This window comes from Brevundimonas sp. LPMIX5 (assembly GCF_003576505.1).
In the GTDB taxonomy this organism is placed as follows: domain Bacteria; phylum Pseudomonadota; class Alphaproteobacteria; order Caulobacterales; family Caulobacteraceae; genus Brevundimonas; species Brevundimonas naejangsanensis.
The window spans coordinates 129,564-145,752 of record NZ_QWTZ01000001.1; the positions used below are offsets into that span (position 1 = coordinate 129,564).

The window sequence follows — 16,189 nt, forward strand, 5'->3', positions numbered from 1 at the left end:
CCAGGTGGTTCTGGGCGCGGCGCGTGATCAGCCTCGCCGCCCCCACCCGGCTTCGGCTTCGCCTCAGCCACCCTCCCCATGAAGGGGAGGGAGAAGTTGAGCGTGTGATCATCCCCGCAGGCCCTTGATCTCGCTTTCGATGTTCTTGACCGCGCCGGCCTCGAAGCTGGCGACCGGATAGGCGCAGTAGTCGGCGGCGTAGTAGGCGCTGGGGCGGTGGTTGCCGCTGGCGCCGAGGCCGCCGAAGGGCATGTCGCCCGCCGCGCCCGTGGTCGGACGGTTGAAGTTCACCACGCCCGCGCGGATGCGGTTGATGAAGCGATCCCATTTTTTCTCATCGTCGCTGACCAGACCGGCGGACAGGCCGTATTTGGTGGTGTTGGCGGCGGCGATGGCGACGTCGAAGCTTGGGACGCGCAGCACCTGCAGGAAGGGAGCAAACATCTCTTCGTCCTCGACCGCGACGCCGGTGACGTCGATGATCGCAGGCTTCACAAAGGCGCCCGGAAGGTTGTCGACGGGGCCAGAGGCGCGGATCACGCTCGCGCCCGCGTCGATGCGTTGTTGCAGGGCGGCCAGCGCAGCGGTCGCCGCCTTTTCCGAGATCAGCGGCCCGGCGTAGGGCTCGGGGTCGCTGTCCCACGGGGCGAAATTCAGGCGATCCGACAGGGCGGCGACGGCCTCGACAATGGCGTCGCCCTGCGCGCCTTCCGGCACGATCAGGCGGCGTGCGCAGGAGCAGCGCTGGCCGGTGGTGACGAAGGCGGACTGGACCACGATGCCCGCGACCGCTTCGGCGTCGGCCGCGTCCCAGACGACCAGCGGGTTGTTGCCGCCCAGCTCCAGCGCCAGGATGACGTGGGGATCGTCGGCGAACTTGCGCCGGAAGTGCGCGCCCGCCGCGCCCGAGCCGGTGAACATCAGCGCGTCGATCGGCTGATCCAGCAGGGCCGCGCCGGTCTCGCGCCCGCCTTGCACCATGTTGAACACGCCCTTGGGCAGGTCGGCGGCCTCAAGGCACTCGGCCATCAGCTGGCCGGTCAGGGGCGTTTCCTCGGACGGCTTAAACACCACGGTGTCGCCCGCCAGCAGGGCCGGGACGATGTGGCCGTTGGGCAGGTGGCCGGGGAAGTTGAACGGGCCGAGCACCGCCGAGACGCCGTGCGGGCGGTGACGCAGGACAGCGCGGCCGAAGGCGGTGTCGTTCGACCGCTCGCCGGTGCGCTCGTCATAGGCGCGGATCGAGATGTCGACCTTGCCCTGCATGGAGGCCAGTTCGGTTTTCGTCTCCCACAGGGCCTTGCCGGTCTCGCGGCTGATGGCCTCGGCCATTTCGGGCGCGCGTTCCTTGAGCACGGCCTGATAGCGTTTGACCGCGTCGATGCGGTCTTGACGCGGGCGGTCGGCCCAGTCGGGGAAGGCGGCGCGGGCGGCCTCGACGGCGGCGCCGACCTGTTCGACGGAGGCGGCTTCGCCCTCCCAGACGGTTTCGCCGGTCGCGGGGTTGGTGGAGGTGAAGTGGGTCATGCGTTTTCTCCCCTTCTCCCCTTGTGGGAGAAGGTGGGCGGCGGAGCCGCTCGGATGAGGGGGAGGGCGGAAACGGGCGCGAGGGCGGCGAGGGTCGAGCGCGGGACTGGCGTCCCCCTCATCCGTCTCGCTGCGCGAGCCACCTTCTCCCCCGGGGGGAGAAGGGAGAAGGCGGTGGGGATCGTCACGACTTCACCCGCACCGTAGCGCCGTCCTTGATCTTCAGGGCGGCGGCGACATCGGGAGTCATGCGGGCCAGATCGCCGTCGACCAGGACGCGGGCGCGGACGGCGCGGAAGGCGGCGACGCTGTCGGTCGAGACGAGGGAGGGCAGGTCGACCTCGACCTCCTTCTCGATGCACGCGGTCAGGACGCGGGCGTCGCGCACGGTGCGGATGTTGTCGCGGCCGCAGGCGACGGTCGGCCCGGCGTCGAAGATGTCGACCAGACCGTTGGGGCGGAAGCCTTCGGATTCCAGCAGGGCCATGGCGGGCACGCCCTGAGGATGGACCTTGCCGATCACGGCGCGGGCCGGTTCGGGCAGCAGGTCGATGTAGATGGGGTGGCGCGGCGCCAGGTCGAGAATGAACTGCTTGTCGGTCGAGCCAGTCATGCGATCGGCGTCGTCAAAATCCATGGGGAAGAATTTGTGCGCCACATGGTCCCAGAAGGGGCAGTAGCCGTCGGGCGTGAAGACGCCGCGCAGTTCGGCCAGCACATTGTCGGCGAACAGGTCCGGCTGGGCGCCGATCAGCATATAGCGCGACTGGCTGAGCAGACGCCCGGCGCCGCCCTTGCGCCGGTCGGCTTTCAGGAACAGGGAGCCGACCTCGGTCCAGCCGGTGCACTCGTTGACCAGCACCAGGGTCTGGTGGTTCAGCTTCACGTTCAGGGACGGCGACTGGACGGTGTTGTTGACCACGCGGAAGCTGAAGAAGGGCCGCTTCAGCCCCACGGTCGCCTTGACCGAGCCGATGCCGTCGATGTCGCCCGTGTCGCCGTCTTCCAGCATCAGGGTGTACCAGGCCTCTTCGGGCGCGATCTTGCCTTCAAAGCTGGCCTTGCTGAGTTCCAGTCGTTCGCTCAGGACATCGGCGTCCTCGGGCAGGCTGGTGAAGCCGGGGCCGGACAGGATGGCCAGTTCGAGCAGGTGATGGAGGTCGGCGGGACCGGCGGGGCGAACAACGAGCATGCGGTTACATCGTCTCCAGTCGGAGCTGTTTCAGTTTGAGGGCGTCGATCTCGCCCGAGGCGATCTTGCACAGGATCAGGGCGGACAACTGGGCGCGCTCGACGAAGCTGGCGGGCCAGGCGAATTCCTGATCCGAATGGATGTCGCCGCCGACGACGCCCAGGGTGTCGACGTTGGGCAGGCCCGAGGCGTGCAGGTTGTTGCCCTCGCAGACGCCGCCCGACGGCTTCCAGGCGATGGTCTGGCCCAGCAGATCGCCTGCGTCGCGCACGGCGTGGAACAGGGCGGTCTGGCTGGCGTCCATCGGCTTGGGCGCGCGGGTCATGCCGCCGTGCAGGTCCAGAGACAGGCCGGGGAAGGGGGGCTCGGCGGCGATGGCGCGCACCGCCTCGTCGATCCATGTCGCGCTTTGGGCGTCCGGCACGCGGACGTTGAAGCGGATGACGGCGTTGTCGGCCACGACGTTCAGCGGACCGCCGCCTGCGATCTTGGCGACATTGACGGTGACGCCCTCGCGCTGGCCGTTCAGGCCGTGCAGGCGGGCGGCGATGATGGCGGCGCCCGCGACGGCGTTGGCGCCCTCGTGGAAGGCGCGGCCCGCATGGGCGGCCTTGCCGGTGACGATCAGGTGGAAGTTGCCGCTGCCCTTGCGCTCGCCCGCAAGCGTGCCGTCGGACAGGGCGGGCTCATAGGTCAGGCCGACGTGGCCGCGCGCGCCCAGTTCCGCCAGCAGGGGGGCCGAGGCGGGGGAGCCGATCTCTTCGTCCGGAGAAAGAAGCACGGTCCAGCCGACGCGGGCCTTGTCGGGATGGGTCTCGAAGGCTTCCAGCGCGGCCAGCATGACGCTGATCCCGCCCTTCATGTCGGCGATTCCGGGCCCGTTCAGGGCTCCGTCGTCGCGCGTGATGACGCTCTGGAAGGCGCTGTCGGCGGGGAAGACGGTGTCGTAGTGGCCGGTCAGCACGACCTGAAGCGGCGCCTCGGGCCGAGCGGTGATCTTCAGGCAGTCGGCGTAACTTTCGGCGATCACCGCGCCGCTGTCGGCGACGGTGGTCGAGCCCTGGGTCGGCACGCGCTCGACCGTGGCTGTGCCGAAAGCGGCGCGCGCTGTCGCCTCCAGAATGTCGAGAACCCGCGCCAGCCCTTCGGCGTGGCGGCTGCCTGAGTTGATGTTGGACCAGTCGATGGCGCGTTGAACAATGGCGTCGCCACGGGCCGCGACGTGGTCCAGCACGGCCTGATCCTGAGGTTCGATCCGCATGGCGGCGAGCCTAGACGTGCGCGGGAAAAAGGTGAAGGCGGGGCGATATCTCTCTCACGCCCTTGGGATTTCGGCGCCCGGCGGGATAGTTTCGCCGCCTCAGTCAGGGAGTCGCGCATGAACCGTCGGATCGCACCGCCTCAACCCTTCGCCCCGGTCGATTCGGCCGAGACGGCGGCGGCGCTGGCGCGCGGCAGCGCCATCGCCTTCTGGATCTGGGGCGCGGTCGGCCTGATGCAGGCGGCCCTGGTCTGGTTCATGGGGGCGCTCGAGCATGAAGCCATGCGCGGGACGACGGCGGGTTTCGCCGTCTTCTTCGCCGTCATCGCCTTTCTGTTGGGGCGGGTGCAATGGCGCCGCCCGAACCGGCTGCTGCCGGGGTTCGGCATGGTGTGGGCCATCTATGAGCTCAGCGCCCTGTCGGTCAGCCTGATGGTCGGCGCGCCGCTGGGCACGGCGGGCCTGCCGGGCTGGAGCTTCGGCGTGGCGGGCGCCGCCATGATCCTGTGCCTGTTGCTGCACATCGGAGGCCTGCGCGGGGCGACGGCGCTGGCGAAAGACGGCCCCACGGCCTAGGTCCAAAGCACAGACAGGAGTTCGTCCATGACCGTCACCCTCTATCACAACCCGAAATGCTCGACCTCGCGCAAGGCGCTGGAACTGCTGCGTGAACGCAGGATCGAACCGACGGTGGTCGAGTATCTGAAGACCGGCTGGGACGCCGAAACGCTGAACCGTCTGGCGCGCGGGACGGGCGGCGGGCTGAAGGGCCTGCTGCGCAAGAAGGAGGCGAAAGCCGCCGAACTTCTGGCCGCTGAGGCGGATGAGGCGACGATCCTGGCCGCGATGATCGAAAGCCCGATTTTGGTCGAACGTCCGATCGCGGAGACGCCCAAGGGCGCGGCGATCGGGCGGCCGGTGGAGGCGGTGTTGGGGGTGCTTTGAGAGCGCGAATTGCTGATGTCGGTTATGGGAGGGGAGCGGACGTTGCTCCCCGAACCGGCGCTCGGTATCGTCGATACATGAGCATTATAGATCGAGCCCCATCTCTGGCCTTCTTCATCGCTATCGCGCTGGGACTGGCATTGATCGCCTACGCCTTGATTTCAGGCTCTGAGTGGGCGGTCCTCCTCGGCTTGGTCGGGCTGCTGCTGGCGGGCAAGTCGACGCTGATCCTGGTCAAGCGTTTTGGAGCGTCCGACCAGCCTCAGTAGTCACAGGGACAGGACGCTCTGGCTGCCTGCAATGGCTCGCAAAGCCGACCTTCCACGCGCCCCCAAATTGACCCCTCCGCGCTTCGATGCCAGACCCCGGGTGTCTGTCACGCTTGGAGTTCGTCCATGACCCGCACCCTGTATGGCATCAAGGCCTGCGACACGATGAAGAAGGCGCGCGTCTGGCTGGATCAGAACGGCGTGGCCTATGACTTCCATGACTATAAGGCCGCAGGCGCAAATCGCGCCGAGGTGGAGCGGTGGGTGGCCGAGCATGGCTGGGAGAAGGTGCTGAACCGGGCGGGCACGACCTTCCGCAAGCTGTCCGACGCCGACAAGGCCGATATCGACGCGGCCAAGGCGGTGGACCTGATGGTGGCCCAGCCGTCGATGATCAAGCGGCCGGTGCTGGATCTGGGCGACGGGCGGACGCTGCTGGGCTTCAAGCCGGATATCTACGCCGACGCCCTGAAGGGCTGAGGGTCAGTCCTCGACGACCGTGTCGGGGCGGTCGTGGCCATCCGCGCGTTCGGTGATCCACTGGCCCGAGGCGTCTTCATACTCGATCCAGGAGGTGCGGTCCGGCACGCGTTGTTCGCGCGCCGCCGCCGAGGCGGCCGCCAGCGCCGCCGCGTGGCTGGGAAAGGTCTCGGAATAGCTGTCGCCCAGTTGATAGGCCCAGCCGCCGTCGTGTCGGACGATGCGATAGGTGATGTTCATTCGGCGCCTCCGAAGGGTCTGGCGACACCGTTGAACGCGGCCCGGAGCGTGTCGAGTCACGCTGTGGTGACGCATTACGAAGAGTTCATGCGCGCGACTGCATCCGTAGGCCATCATCGCCGCCTCTTGTGATCAGAAGGCCGCCATATCAGGTTCGGCCTAACAGGGATCCAAAAGGTCGACATTATGAATCCTGGAATTCTCATCCCCCTCGGGTTCTTTGCGATGATCGCAGGCATCGTTCTGGTGCCGACGTGGCTCAAGAGCCGTGAGCGGCGCGAGATGCAGGCCACGCTTCGCGCCTCGATCGAAAAGGGGCAGGCGCTGCCGCCTGAAGTCATCGAGGCCATCAGCAAGGACAATGCAAAGCCGGTTCAGACGGCGCATCGCGACCTGCGGGCGGGGGTGATCCTGTTGTCGGTGGCGATCGGCATCGCCCTGTTGGGTTATGCGGTCAGCTTCGCCGAGATAGACGCCTTCTATCCCATCGCGGGCGGCGCAGCGATCCCGGGCATGATCGGTCTGGCGTTCATCATCCTGAGCTTCTTTAACAAGAACAAGGGTTAAGGCGGATCGGGGCAGGGAAGCCGTCATGGCCAAACCTTTACGCGATCTGCACGATGTCGAGCTGGCCGGGCTGGCGGCCGGCGGCGGCCGCCGCGAGTTCGGCGAGCTGGTTCGTCGGCATGGCTCGGCGGTGCGGGGCCTTCTGCGCCGCATGGGCGCCCAGCCGGCGCTGGCCGACGATGTAGCCCAGGACGCCTTTCTGCTGGCGTTCGAGAAATGCGCCGAGTTCAGGGGCGAGGGCACCTTCGCCGCCTGGATCAAGCGCATCGCCGCGCGCCTTTACCTAAAGCGTATCTCGAAGGAGGCGCGCTATGTGGCTGAAAGCGAAACGGAACATGTCGCGCCTGTTGTCGACAGCATCGGCCGCGTCGATCTGGACGAGGCGCTCAAGGGGCTCAGCGAGGCTGAACGCCTGTGCGTCTCCCTGTGCCATGGCGCGGGGCTGTCGCACCCGGAAATCGCCGCGGCCATGAATTTGCCGCTCGGAACGGTGAAATCTCATGTCAAGCGTGGTCTGGATAAACTTCGGGCCCGGCTCCAGCCGGGGCCGGTTGCACTCGGGAGCGCATCCCATGTCGGCTGATGAATTCGATCCTGCGATCGAGCGCCTGTTCGCCCAGGCGCCGCAGTTCCCCGATTCGGTCTTCTTTGAAGCCGATGTGGCGGCGCGGTTGAACAAGGCGTCGCGGTTCCGCTCAATGGCCCTGTCCGTGGCCGGGCTGGCGGGGGGCGTGATCGCCGTGCGCGAACTGCTGAACGTCAACTTCCATCTGGGTCCGAACAGCTTCACCGCCGAGGCGGGCGCGGGGTCGCTCGATTCGGCTGGCGCTCAGGGCGGGCTGGCGATTCAGTCGCTGCTGGAGCGGTCAGGACTGGGCGATGCGGCGCTCAGCGCGATGGGCTCAATGGGCGGGATGCAGATGTTCTGGGCCACGGCCGGGGTGCTGGTCGCCCTGCTGGCGGCGGGGGCGGTGAAGCTGTCGCAACAGATCTGAGCGCCGTTTTCCCGCCCCAGTCCCGGCTTAGGGCTGGAAAAAGCCGTTTCGCGCCCAACGCCTGCGTTGCGGCGATGACGCCGAACCTCTAGGGTCGCGGCGTTTTTAATGTTCGGCCTTGGCTGCATTTTTTGGGGCGACGCTTCGTGGTTGATGTCTTCGAACAGGTCGAGGAGGAGCTTCGCTCCGAACGCTATCGGCGTCTGGCCCGCACCTGGCTGCCCGTTCTGGGCGGCGTTCTGGCGGTCGCCCTGGTCGCGGCGCTGGCCTGGTGGGGCTGGCAGTCCTATGTGAGCTCGCAGGCCGACAAGGCCTCGGCCGCCTATGAAAAGGGCGTCGAAGCCCTGCAGTCCGGCAAGTCGGCCGAAGCCGACGCCGCCTTCGCCGAGGCCGCCAAGGTCGGCGGCGGCTATAAGGTCCTGGCCCTGATGCAACAGGGCGGTCTGGCGCTGGCCGAGAAGAAGACGACTGAAGCCGTCGCCCTGTTCGACGAAGCCGCCAAGGCGACGCGCGATCCGATCCTGTCGGACATGGCCGCGCTGAAGGCCGCCTTCCTGGTGATGGACACCGGTTCGCTGGAAGACGTGCAGAAGCGTTTGGAGCCGCTGGCCGGCGACAAGCGCCCGCTGCAGCCGTTCGCCCAGGAAGCGCTGGCGATGGCGCAACTGCAGCACGGTAAGACCGCCGAGGCGCGTCAGGCCTTCGTCCAACTGCAACTGGGGCAGGACGTGCCCGACCCGGTGCGTCAGCGCGCCCAGGCGGCCGTTCAGGCGATCGACACCGGCACGGCGGCCAGCCTGGCCGCCATCGTCAAGGCCGCTGCGGCCCTGCCGACGACCGCCGCGGCTGCCGCTGGGGCTCCGGCCGCGCCGGTCGCTGAGGCCGACGCCGCTCCCGCCGCTGCGGCTCCGGCCGCTCGCCCTTGATTTGACGCCTTCGGGACGATTCGCATGAACAAAACCCTGAAAGTCGCTCTGCTGTGCGGTCTGGCGATGACCGTCGCCTCCTGCGGCACCGTTCGCAAAGCCCTGCCGTTCGGTCTGGGCGGCGGCAAGGATCCGGTGGCGACCGCCAGCGAAGGTCAGCGGATCTCCATTCTTGAGTTCGAACAGCAGTTGACGCCTTCGGCCGCTCTGTCGGGCCGCGATTTCTTCCTGCCCGGCCCGCAGGCGGTCACCAGCTGGAGCCAGCCGGGCGGCAACGCCGAAAACGCCGTTGAACACGTCATCGCCGCGCCGGATTTCGCCGTCGCCTGGCGTCGTGACATCGGCGCCGGATCGGGGCGCACCGATCAGGTGATGTCGCCGGTCGTCGCCGACGGCGGCAAAATCTTCGTGCTGGACGGCGAGGCGGGCGTGACCGCCGTCGACGCCGGCACCGGTCAGGTGGCCTGGAAGGCCAGCGTCAAGGTCGAGGAAGTCGATCGCGGGCGTCGCATCCTGGGCGTCGGCCTTGGCGGCGGGGCGGGCGGCGGCGGCTTCGGCGGCGGTCTCGCCGTCAGCGACGGCAAGGTCTTCGTCTCGTCCGGCTATCGCGTGATGACGGCGTTCGACGCCAATACGGGCGCCGAGCTGTGGCGCACCCCGGTCGATCTGCCGATCCACGGCGCGCCGACGGTGTCGGGCCAGCGGGTCTATGTCGTCGACGTCGACAACCAGTTGATGGCCTTCAACGTGGCCAACGGGCAGCAGGACTGGTCCTATCGCGGCATCACCGAGCCGGCCCGCATCATGCGCGCCTCCAGCCCGGCGGTCAGCGGCGGTACGGTGGTGGCGCCCTTCTCCTCGGGCCAGATCGTGGCCCTGCAGGCCTCGAACGGCCAGCCAGTGTGGGAGCAGGTGCTGTCGCGCACCAGCCGCACCAGCGCCCTGTCGGAACTGCGCGACATCGCCGGTCGCCCGGTGGTCAGCCGCGGCCAGGTCTACGCCGTCAGCCAGTCGGGCGTGCTGCAGTCGATGGATCTGCGCAGCGGCCAGCCGAAGTGGTCCCTGCCGGTGGCGGGCGTGAACCAGCCCCTGCCGGTCGGCGACGTGCTCTATGTGGTGTCCAAGTCGGGCGAACTGACCGTGGTCAACCGCGAGACGGGGCAGGTCTACTGGACCCGCGACCTGAACGAGGGCCGGGTGCGCAAGGAAGGCGGCTTCCTGGGCTTCGGCAAGCGCACCGTGCGTCCGGTCTGGTCGGGTCCGATCCTGGCGTCCAACCGTCTGGTGCTGGTAAACTCGGACGGCGAGGCGGTGGCCTTCGATCCGAAGACCGGCGCGCAGACCGCCAGCCTGAAGCTGGGTTCGGCCGCCTATATCGCCCCGGCCGCCTATAACGGCGCCCTGTATGTCCTGACCGACAAGGGTCAGCTGGTCAGCATCCGCTGACCTTTCCCCCGATTTAAGCTAGAAGGCCGACATGGCTCTGAAGGTCGCCATCGTCGGCCGCCCCAATGTGGGCAAGTCGACACTGTTCAATCGTCTCGTCGGCAAGCGCCTTGCGCTGGTCGATGATCGCCCCGGCGTGACCCGCGACCGCCGCTACGCCGACGGCGTGATCGGCGACATGGACCTGACCCTGATCGACACGGCGGGGTATGAGGACGTCACCGACGAAAGCCTGGAAGCCCGGATGCGCGAGCAGACCGAGGCGGCGATCGAGGACGCGGACCTGATCCTGTTCATGATGGACGCGCGCGAAGGCGTGACCTCGCTGGACCGCATCTTCGCCGATCGCCTGCGCAAGGTGCACAAGCCCATCGTCCTGCTGGCCAACAAGTCCGAAAGCCGCGAGAGCGGCGGCGGCGTGGGCGAGGCGCACGGCCTGGGCTTCGGCGAGCCTGTGCCGATCTCGGCCGAGCACGGCGAGGGCATGGCTGACCTGTATCAGGCGGTCGTGGCGGCGTCCGAAGACATCTTCATCGAGGAAGTCGACGAGCCTGAAAAGCCGATCCGCATCGCCGTGATCGGCCGACCGAACGCGGGCAAGTCGACTCTGATCAACCGCCTGATCGGCGATGACCGCCTGCTGACCGGCCCGGAAGCCGGGATCACGCGCGACTCCATCTCGGTGGACTGGGTCTGGGAAGGCAAGAATATCCGCCTGATCGACACTGCCGGGATGCGCCGCAAGGCCCGCGTCCAGGAGAAGCTGGAAAAGCTGTCGGTCGCCGACACCATACGCGCCATCACCTTCGCCGAGGTGGTGATCATGGTGATGGACAAGGACGACGCCTTCGACACCCAGGACCTGCAACTGGCCGATTTGGTCGAGCGGGAAGGGCGGGCGCTGGTCTATGTCGCCGCCAAATGGGATCTGGAGGAAGAGCCTCAGGCGCGTCTGGCCGAGCTGAAGCGTCTGGCCGACGACAAGCTGCCGCAACTGCGCGGTTCGCCCTTTGTCGCCCTGTCCTCGTTCAACGGTCGGGGCGTCGAGCGTCTGATGCCCGCCGTGCTGGAGGCCTATGACACCTGGTCGGTCAAGGTGAAGACCAAGGACCTCAACGACTGGCTGTCCCTGGCGACGCAGAGACACCCGCCGCCCGCCGTGGACGGCAAGCGCATCAAGCCCAAATACATCGCCCAGACCAAGGCGCGTCCTCCGACGTTCGTGCTGATGGCCAGCCGGGCCGAGGCGATGCCGGATCACTACAAGCGCTATCTGGTCAACTCGATCCGCGAGAGCTTCGACCTGCAGGGCACGCCCATCCGCCTGAACGTCAAGTCGGGCTCGGCCAACCCCTATGCCGCGGGCGGCGCCAAGTCGGGGCCGGAACGGTTCAAGGGCGACGCCAAGACGGCGCCGCGTCGGGTGATCAAGGCCGAGAAGGCCGAGAAGCTGTCCAACCTGCCCGGCAAGGCGCTGGAGCAGAAGGCCAAGGCTGGGATCAAGCCCAAGGTGAAGCCGCTGGGCGGGCTGAAGGCCAGCGCGTCCAAGAAGTCGGGCTCCAATGCCTTCGTCGGCAAGGGCGCGCGCGGCGGGGCGCGTCAGGTGTCGCGCTCGGGCCGCGTCCGCACGGGTCAGAAGGGCGGCGCCAAGCGCTAAGGCGCCGCTTCTTTTATGCGGGCTTCGCCAGGTCTGCGTCTGCAGGGTTGAAGGAGGGTTTGATGCTTGCAGCGTTTCTGATGCTGGCGCTCGTCGTCCAGGCCGGAGAAGCGGCGGCCGTAACAGCGGAGTGCCGGGCGCCCGAAGCGCCGCCGGTGATCCGCCCGGTCAAGCCCACGCGACCTGCGACGCCGTCATGTGTCGATGAGGCGCGGGCGCGGCATAACTGCCGTCCGGCGGTCTATGCGGCTTTCGAGCGTGAACTGGCGGCCTATGGCGAGGCCTTCAACGCCTATGTCGATACGCTGAACGACTATACGGCGGCCTTGTCCGACTATGCGGCGGCCGCCAACCGCTATTCGATATGCGAACGTAAGCTGGCTGGGCCAGAGGGTCTGATACAGGGCTGACGCCCCGTTTATTCCGTAACAGCTTACCTGCGCGATAGCCGTCTTGGCGCGGTTTGGTTCGGGGCCTCGGGCTCGTCGCCCAGGGCCAGCTTGAGCGCGATGGCGACGACGACCACCCAGCGCAACTCATGCCAGTTCATGGCGATGCTCTCGGTCATCATGGTGATGGTGTAGGAGGTCATCATCGGCAGGACCAGCCATCCTGCCGGGCTGGTATAGGCGGCCCAGAAGGACTGCGCCCAGATCTGCAGCAGGAAGAGGGCGAACAGGATGACGCCGCCCAGACCCAGGGCGATGTAGAGCTCCAGCCAGCCGCTGTGGGCGTCGGCGGGAATGAAGTGGGCCTGATAGCCGATCCACGCCTTGGGGCCGGTGAAGCTGGGGTCGTCCCACACCGCGCCATAGCCGAAGCCGCGCCACGGATGCTCGGACATCTGCTGCATGATGCCGGACCAGATTTCGGTCCGGCCGGTCAGGGTGGCGTCCTTGCCCAGCAGGGCGAAGAAGGTATCCGTCTCCATTGCGATCAGCAGGCCTGCGCCGATCACCACTACGACCGCCAGCCAGGTAGCGATGACGGCGCGCAGCGGACCGGATTTCACGATCGCTACAAAGCCCATGGCGGCCATCGACAGGAACAGCACCACAAGGGCGGTTTTCGATGTCGACAGGATGATGAGCATGACGGGCAGGAGGGCGAGGCCGAACCAGAGCTTGCGTCGTTCCGGCGCCATCATGCCCGCGGCGATCATGAAGACGGCGGACTTCACCATGACGTTGCCGAGCGAATTCTTTTCCAGCCACAGTCCGCGCCAGGCGCCGGGGAAGAGTTCCTGCATCCGGCCCATGTCGGGCAGCAACAGGCCCAACAGGAAGGAAATCACCGCCAGCACCGCCAGCGTCCCGGCTACGATTTCGGTCAGGCTTTTCCAGCTCCAGCGCGACGCCAGCGCCACGCCGGCCAGAGTAGTGAAGACCAGAGCGGGAATGCGCCGCGCCGTCAGGTCCGGCATGATCGACCAGAAATAGGTCGCGGCCGTCAGCAGCAGCAAAGCGATCAGCAGCGGCGAGCGCAGCATCCCCTTCAACGCACGGCCGGGGCGCATACAGACCAGCACCAGCGCCAGCAGATAGGCCGGATAATAGAAGTTGCGCAGGAAGTCGGCCGATCGCGCGCCATAGCCGGTCAGCGGCGCGCTCCAGAAGCCGACATAGGTCAGGATCAGGCCGATCGAGGCGATGACCGCCACGATATCGGCCAGAGGGGCGGCGCGGATGAGCGGAAGCGAGGGACGCTTCTCCGCTGGGGCCAGGATCATCTGGTCTTCTGCGCCCGCTCCCCCGGACATCCGGGTGTCAGACCAGGGCGGCCGCCGACAGGCCCTGCTTCCATTCCTTGAAGCTGACCGTCAGGGGCGGGGTGAAGTCGGGGCGGGCCAGTTCGACCATCAGGGGGCCGATCTCTGAAGGATGAGGCAGGACTTCGGGATCTTCGCCCGGAAAGGCCTGAGCGCGCAATTGGGTCCGCATCCGGCCCGGATCGACGATGCAGGCGCGCACCGGCGTGCTTTCGATCTCGTCCGCCCAGCATTTGACCAGGGCTTCGGCGCCCGCCTTGGTCGCGGCGTACATGCCCCAGAAAGCGCGCGGCTGGCTGGCGACGCTGGTGGTCAGATGGATGGCGCGACCGGCGTCGGAGGCGCGCAACAGAGGCTCCAGCGAGCGGATCAGGCGATAGACGCCGGTGAAGTTGATCTTCTCGACCTTGGCGAACTCGCGCGGCTCAGCGTGGGCGACCGGGGTCAGGCCCGATGGGCCCATTGTGGCGGCGGCCTGAACCCAGATGTCCAGCTTGCCGAACCGCTCGAACAGGGCGCCGCCCAGACGGTCGATGGCGCCGCCGTCCACGAGGTCGAACGGAACCAGGCTGGCGTGCTGGCCGGTGGCGGCGAAGATTTCGTCGTCCAGCTCCTCAAGCGCGCCCTGGGTGCGGGCGGCGGCGATGACGTGGGCGCCGGCCTTGGCCAGGGCGAGGGCGGCCTCGCGGCCGATGCCGCGCGAGGCGCCGACGACCAGGGCGACGCGATTGGCGAGGGGGAGGGAAGCATTCTCGGACATGGCCCGCTGATAGCGCGGCCGGACGCAGGGTGGAAGGGCGCGACAGCTTCCCTCTCCCAATGGGAGAGGGCTTGAGCCTCCAAGAGCCGAAGGCGATTGGTCAAGGCAAAAGGGTGAGGGTTCGCAGCATAAGTCGGCCGAAGGCCGTAGTGCGACGGCTTGCGCCGACGGACAGGACAAGCCCCTCACCCTTTCGCGCCAGAACGACGGCTGCGCCGCCGTGCGCTCAAGCCCTCTCCCGCCGGGAGAGGGAAGCCTGATCTTCAGTAGCCCGGTGCGGGCTGCCACAGGCTGAAGCTGACCCCCTGGTCGTCGCTGACGACGGCGGACAGGCCTGACGGGCTTTCGGCGGGCACGGCGCATCGGCCGCCCAGTTCGACCACCCGGGCGCAGGCCGCCTCTATGTCGTCGACGCGGAAATAGAGGTTGGGAAAGGCCTTCTGCTCGCCCTTGGTGATGCCGAATGCAGGATCGGACTGGGCCACATGGGCGTAGGTCGGGCTGGACGAGGCGTCGTCGAAGCGCCAGCCGAACAGGCCCGCATAGAAGGCGCGGGCCTTGTCGACGTCAGGGGTGTCGAGCGTGAAGTAGCCGAGCTGGATCATCCAGCCTTAAGCGGTCACCAGCAGAGAAAGTTGCTTCCCGCGCGGATCGCGGCCGCCTTCCTCGATCTCGCGGTCCAGCAGGCGGGTCGGATAATCGCCGGTGAAGTAGTGGTCGGTGAACTGCGGGCTCGCCGGATCGCGCGGCCCGGCGCCGAGCGCGTCGTACAGGCCGTCGATGGACAGGAAGCCAAGCGAATCGACCTCGAGAACCGCGCGCATCTCTTCCATGCTGTGGGTGGCGGCCATCAGCTGCGAGCGCTCGGGCATGTCGATGCCGTAGAAGTCGGGGTAGAGGATCTGCGGGCTGGCCGAGCGCAGGTGCACCTCCCTGGCGCCCGCCGCGCGCACGGCGCGGACCAGTTTCAGCGAGGTCGTGCCGCGCACGATGGAGTCGTCGATCAGCACGACGCGCTTGCCTTCCAGGGCGGCGCGGTTGGGGCTGTGCTTCATCCGCACGCCCTTCTGACGGGCGCCCTGGCTGGGCTGGATGAAGGTGCGGCCCAGATAGTGGCTGCGGATGATGCCCATCTCGTAGGGCAGGCCGCTTTCCTGCGCATAGCCGAGAGCGGCGGGGACGCCCGAGTCGGGCACCGGCACCACGACATCGGCCTCGACCACATGTTCGCGGGCCAGGCGACGGCCCATCTCCTTGCGGACCTCATAGACGGCGCGGCCGTTCACGACCGAGTCGGGGCGGGCGAAGTAGACGTATTCGAACAGGCAGGGACGGGCGGCGCGCGCGGCGAAGGGCTTGATCGACGTCAGGCCCTCGTCGTCGATGACCACGACCTCGCCGTGCTCGACATCGCGCACGAAGGTGGCGCCGATCAGGTCCAGCGCACAGGTCTCGGACGCCAGCACCCAGGCCTCGCCGACCTTGCCCAGCACCAGCGGCCGGATGCCCAGCGGGTCGCGCGCGCCGATCAGCTTCAGCCGGGTCTGAGCGATCAGGGCGTAGCCGCCCTCAATCCGGCTGAGGGCGTCGATGAAGCGATCGACGATCTTGGCCTTCCGGCTGCGGGCGATCAGGTGGAGGATGGCCTCGGAGTCCGACGTGGACTGGAAAATCGCACCTTCAGAGACAAGTTGCGCATGCAGGTATTTGAAATTCGTCAGATTTCCGTTGTGGGCGATGGCGATGCCGCCCTGGTCCAGGTCGGCGAACATCGGCTGGATGTTGCGCAGGAAACTGCCGCCTGCGGTCGAGTAACGGGTGTGGCCGATGGCGGCCGTGCCTGGCAGACGCTTGCTGAGTTCGGCATTGCCGAAGGCTTCGCCGACCAGGCCCTGATGCCGCTCGGTATAGAAGAGCTCGTCGTGGACGCTGGCGATGCCGCAGGCTTCCTGCCCGCGATGCTGCAGGGCATGCAAGCCCAGGGCGACGATGGACGAGGCTTCGTTTTTCGGCGCCCCCCAGACGCCGCAGACGCCGCATTCGAGGCGAAGCTGGTCATCGCCCGGCTCACGCCAATGCTCACGGTGAACGACGGGTTCGGCGATATGGTGGCGCATCGTCAGGCTCCGATGACCGGGGGAAGATAACTCAATGGG

The 16,189-nt window shown here is 67.5% G+C and carries 19 protein-coding genes; 11 read left to right on the forward strand and 8 right to left on the reverse strand.

Annotated elements, in window-relative coordinates:
• Positions 1-108: 108 nt before the first annotated feature.
• The 3 genes from astD to D1604_RS00650 form a co-directional block, all read right to left on the reverse strand.
• The gene (gene astD / locus D1604_RS00640; RefSeq protein WP_119411775.1) at positions 109-1,527 is read right to left on the reverse strand and encodes a succinylglutamate-semialdehyde dehydrogenase; all 1,419 of its coding nucleotides are present in this window, start codon (positions 1,525-1,527) and stop codon (positions 109-111) included.
• 184 nt (positions 1,528-1,711) lie between these two features.
• On the reverse strand, positions 1,712-2,719 hold the full coding sequence (locus D1604_RS00645; protein ID WP_119411776.1) for an arginine N-succinyltransferase: 1,008 nt from the start codon (positions 2,717-2,719) through the stop codon (positions 1,712-1,714).
• A gap of 4 nt (positions 2,720-2,723) precedes the next feature.
• A complete protein-coding gene (locus tag D1604_RS00650) occupies positions 2,724-3,980 on the reverse strand; it encodes a hydrolase (RefSeq protein ID WP_119411777.1) in 1,257 nt (418 codons plus the stop codon).
• A 117-nt stretch (positions 3,981-4,097) separates the two neighbouring features.
• Between D1604_RS00650 and D1604_RS00655 the strand changes: the two genes are divergently transcribed.
• The 4 genes from D1604_RS00655 to D1604_RS00670 all read left to right on the forward strand — a co-directional run bounded on the left by D1604_RS00655 (position 4,098) and on the right by D1604_RS00670 (position 5,674).
• The gene (locus tag D1604_RS00655) at positions 4,098-4,556 is read left to right on the forward strand and encodes a hypothetical protein (RefSeq protein ID WP_119411778.1); all 459 of its coding nucleotides are present in this window, start codon (positions 4,098-4,100) and stop codon (positions 4,554-4,556) included.
• Between the two features lie 27 nt (positions 4,557-4,583).
• Complete coding sequence (locus D1604_RS00660) at positions 4,584-4,925, forward strand: ArsC/Spx/MgsR family protein (RefSeq protein ID WP_119411779.1); 342 nt, start codon at positions 4,584-4,586, stop codon at positions 4,923-4,925.
• 77 nt (positions 4,926-5,002) lie between these two features.
• On the forward strand, positions 5,003-5,194 hold the full coding sequence (locus D1604_RS00665; protein WP_119411780.1) for a hypothetical protein: 192 nt from the start codon (positions 5,003-5,005) through the stop codon (positions 5,192-5,194).
• Between the two features lie 126 nt (positions 5,195-5,320).
• A complete protein-coding gene (locus D1604_RS00670; RefSeq protein WP_119411781.1) occupies positions 5,321-5,674 on the forward strand; it encodes an ArsC family reductase in 354 nt (117 codons plus the stop codon).
• A gap of 3 nt (positions 5,675-5,677) precedes the next feature.
• On the opposite strand, the gene D1604_RS00675 is transcribed toward D1604_RS00670, so the two are convergent.
• Entirely contained in the window at positions 5,678-5,914 is a 237-nt protein-coding gene (locus D1604_RS00675) for a DUF2188 domain-containing protein (RefSeq protein ID WP_119411782.1), read from the reverse strand.
• 186 nt (positions 5,915-6,100) lie between these two features.
• Here D1604_RS00675 and D1604_RS00680 point away from each other — a divergent pair, with 186 nt between their 5' ends.
• From D1604_RS00680 to D1604_RS00710, 7 genes are all read left to right on the forward strand, one after another.
• A complete protein-coding gene (locus D1604_RS00680; protein ID WP_119411783.1) occupies positions 6,101-6,481 on the forward strand; it encodes a DUF6249 domain-containing protein in 381 nt (126 codons plus the stop codon).
• A 25-nt stretch (positions 6,482-6,506) separates the two neighbouring features.
• Complete coding sequence (locus tag D1604_RS00685) at positions 6,507-7,064, forward strand: RNA polymerase sigma factor (protein WP_119411784.1); 558 nt, start codon at positions 6,507-6,509, stop codon at positions 7,062-7,064.
• A complete protein-coding gene (locus D1604_RS00690) occupies positions 7,054-7,476 on the forward strand; it encodes a hypothetical protein (RefSeq protein WP_119411785.1) in 423 nt (140 codons plus the stop codon). The genes D1604_RS00685 and D1604_RS00690 overlap by 11 nt, the downstream gene beginning before the upstream one ends.
• Before the next feature lie 146 nt (positions 7,477-7,622).
• Positions 7,623-8,402, forward strand: coding sequence for a tetratricopeptide repeat protein (locus tag D1604_RS00695; protein WP_119411786.1), 780 nt, complete (start codon positions 7,623-7,625; stop codon positions 8,400-8,402).
• 24 nt (positions 8,403-8,426) lie between these two features.
• Positions 8,427-9,848 carry a PQQ-like beta-propeller repeat protein gene (locus D1604_RS00700; protein ID WP_119411787.1) on the forward strand — a complete coding sequence of 474 codons (1,422 nt, stop codon included), beginning with the start codon at positions 8,427-8,429 and terminating at the stop codon, positions 9,846-9,848.
• 31 nt (positions 9,849-9,879) lie between these two features.
• Entirely contained in the window at positions 9,880-11,505 is a 1,626-nt protein-coding gene (gene der, locus D1604_RS00705) for a ribosome biogenesis GTPase Der (protein ID WP_024353050.1), read from the forward strand.
• Positions 11,506-11,567: 62 nt separating this feature from the next.
• Positions 11,568-11,915 (forward strand): hypothetical protein, encoded by a 348-nt coding sequence (locus D1604_RS00710; RefSeq protein WP_119411788.1) that lies wholly within the window; start codon positions 11,568-11,570, stop codon positions 11,913-11,915.
• Positions 11,916-11,938: 23 nt separating this feature from the next.
• On the opposite strand, the gene D1604_RS00715 is transcribed toward D1604_RS00710, so the two are convergent.
• From D1604_RS00715 to purF, 4 genes are all read right to left on the reverse strand, one after another.
• A complete protein-coding gene (locus D1604_RS00715) occupies positions 11,939-13,234 on the reverse strand; it encodes an O-antigen ligase family protein (RefSeq protein WP_233551784.1) in 1,296 nt (431 codons plus the stop codon).
• Positions 13,235-13,271: 37 nt separating this feature from the next.
• A complete protein-coding gene (locus D1604_RS00720) occupies positions 13,272-14,033 on the reverse strand; it encodes an SDR family NAD(P)-dependent oxidoreductase (protein ID WP_024353047.1) in 762 nt (253 codons plus the stop codon).
• 263 nt (positions 14,034-14,296) lie between these two features.
• On the reverse strand, positions 14,297-14,638 hold the full coding sequence (locus D1604_RS00725) for a VOC family protein (RefSeq protein ID WP_119411790.1): 342 nt from the start codon (positions 14,636-14,638) through the stop codon (positions 14,297-14,299).
• A gap of 6 nt (positions 14,639-14,644) precedes the next feature.
• Positions 14,645-16,150, reverse strand: a complete 1,506-nt coding sequence (gene purF, locus D1604_RS00730; RefSeq protein WP_024353045.1) for an amidophosphoribosyltransferase — start codon at positions 16,148-16,150, stop codon at positions 14,645-14,647.
• Between the last annotated feature and the right edge of the window lie 39 nt (positions 16,151-16,189).

What these genes read in the sequence shown, in the direction of transcription:
- D1604_RS00680 (WP_119411783.1), top strand. Translation starts at nt 6,101, where the DNA reads ATGAATCCTGGAATTCTCATCCCCCTCGGGTTCTTTGCGATGATCGCA.
- D1604_RS00715 (WP_233551784.1), bottom strand. Translation starts at nt 13,234, where the DNA reads ATGATCCTGGCCCCAGCGGAGAAGCGTCCCTCGCTTCCGCTCATCCGC.
- D1604_RS00720 (WP_024353047.1), bottom strand. Translation starts at nt 14,033, where the DNA reads ATGTCCGAGAATGCTTCCCTCCCCCTCGCCAATCGCGTCGCCCTGGTC.
- D1604_RS00710 (WP_119411788.1), top strand. Translation starts at nt 11,568, where the DNA reads ATGCTTGCAGCGTTTCTGATGCTGGCGCTCGTCGTCCAGGCCGGAGAA.
- D1604_RS00675 (WP_119411782.1), bottom strand. Translation starts at nt 5,914, where the DNA reads ATGAACATCACCTATCGCATCGTCCGACACGACGGCGGCTGGGCCTAT.
- D1604_RS00685 (WP_119411784.1), top strand. Translation starts at nt 6,507, where the DNA reads ATGGCCAAACCTTTACGCGATCTGCACGATGTCGAGCTGGCCGGGCTG.
- D1604_RS00660 (WP_119411779.1), top strand. Translation starts at nt 4,584, where the DNA reads ATGACCGTCACCCTCTATCACAACCCGAAATGCTCGACCTCGCGCAAG.
- D1604_RS00725 (WP_119411790.1), bottom strand. Translation starts at nt 14,638, where the DNA reads ATGATCCAGCTCGGCTACTTCACGCTCGACACCCCTGACGTCGACAAG.
- D1604_RS00665 (WP_119411780.1), top strand. Translation starts at nt 5,003, where the DNA reads ATGAGCATTATAGATCGAGCCCCATCTCTGGCCTTCTTCATCGCTATC.
- D1604_RS00650 (WP_119411777.1), bottom strand. Translation starts at nt 3,980, where the DNA reads ATGCGGATCGAACCTCAGGATCAGGCCGTGCTGGACCACGTCGCGGCC.
- purF (WP_024353045.1), bottom strand. Translation starts at nt 16,150, where the DNA reads ATGCGCCACCATATCGCCGAACCCGTCGTTCACCGTGAGCATTGGCGT.
- D1604_RS00645 (WP_119411776.1), bottom strand. Translation starts at nt 2,719, where the DNA reads ATGCTCGTTGTTCGCCCCGCCGGTCCCGCCGACCTCCATCACCTGCTC.
- der (WP_024353050.1), top strand. Translation starts at nt 9,880, where the DNA reads ATGGCTCTGAAGGTCGCCATCGTCGGCCGCCCCAATGTGGGCAAGTCG.
- astD (WP_119411775.1), bottom strand. Translation starts at nt 1,527, where the DNA reads ATGACCCACTTCACCTCCACCAACCCCGCGACCGGCGAAACCGTCTGG.
- D1604_RS00655 (WP_119411778.1), top strand. Translation starts at nt 4,098, where the DNA reads ATGAACCGTCGGATCGCACCGCCTCAACCCTTCGCCCCGGTCGATTCG.
- D1604_RS00700 (WP_119411787.1), top strand. Translation starts at nt 8,427, where the DNA reads ATGAACAAAACCCTGAAAGTCGCTCTGCTGTGCGGTCTGGCGATGACC.
- D1604_RS00690 (WP_119411785.1), top strand. Translation starts at nt 7,054, where the DNA reads ATGTCGGCTGATGAATTCGATCCTGCGATCGAGCGCCTGTTCGCCCAG.
- D1604_RS00670 (WP_119411781.1), top strand. Translation starts at nt 5,321, where the DNA reads ATGACCCGCACCCTGTATGGCATCAAGGCCTGCGACACGATGAAGAAG.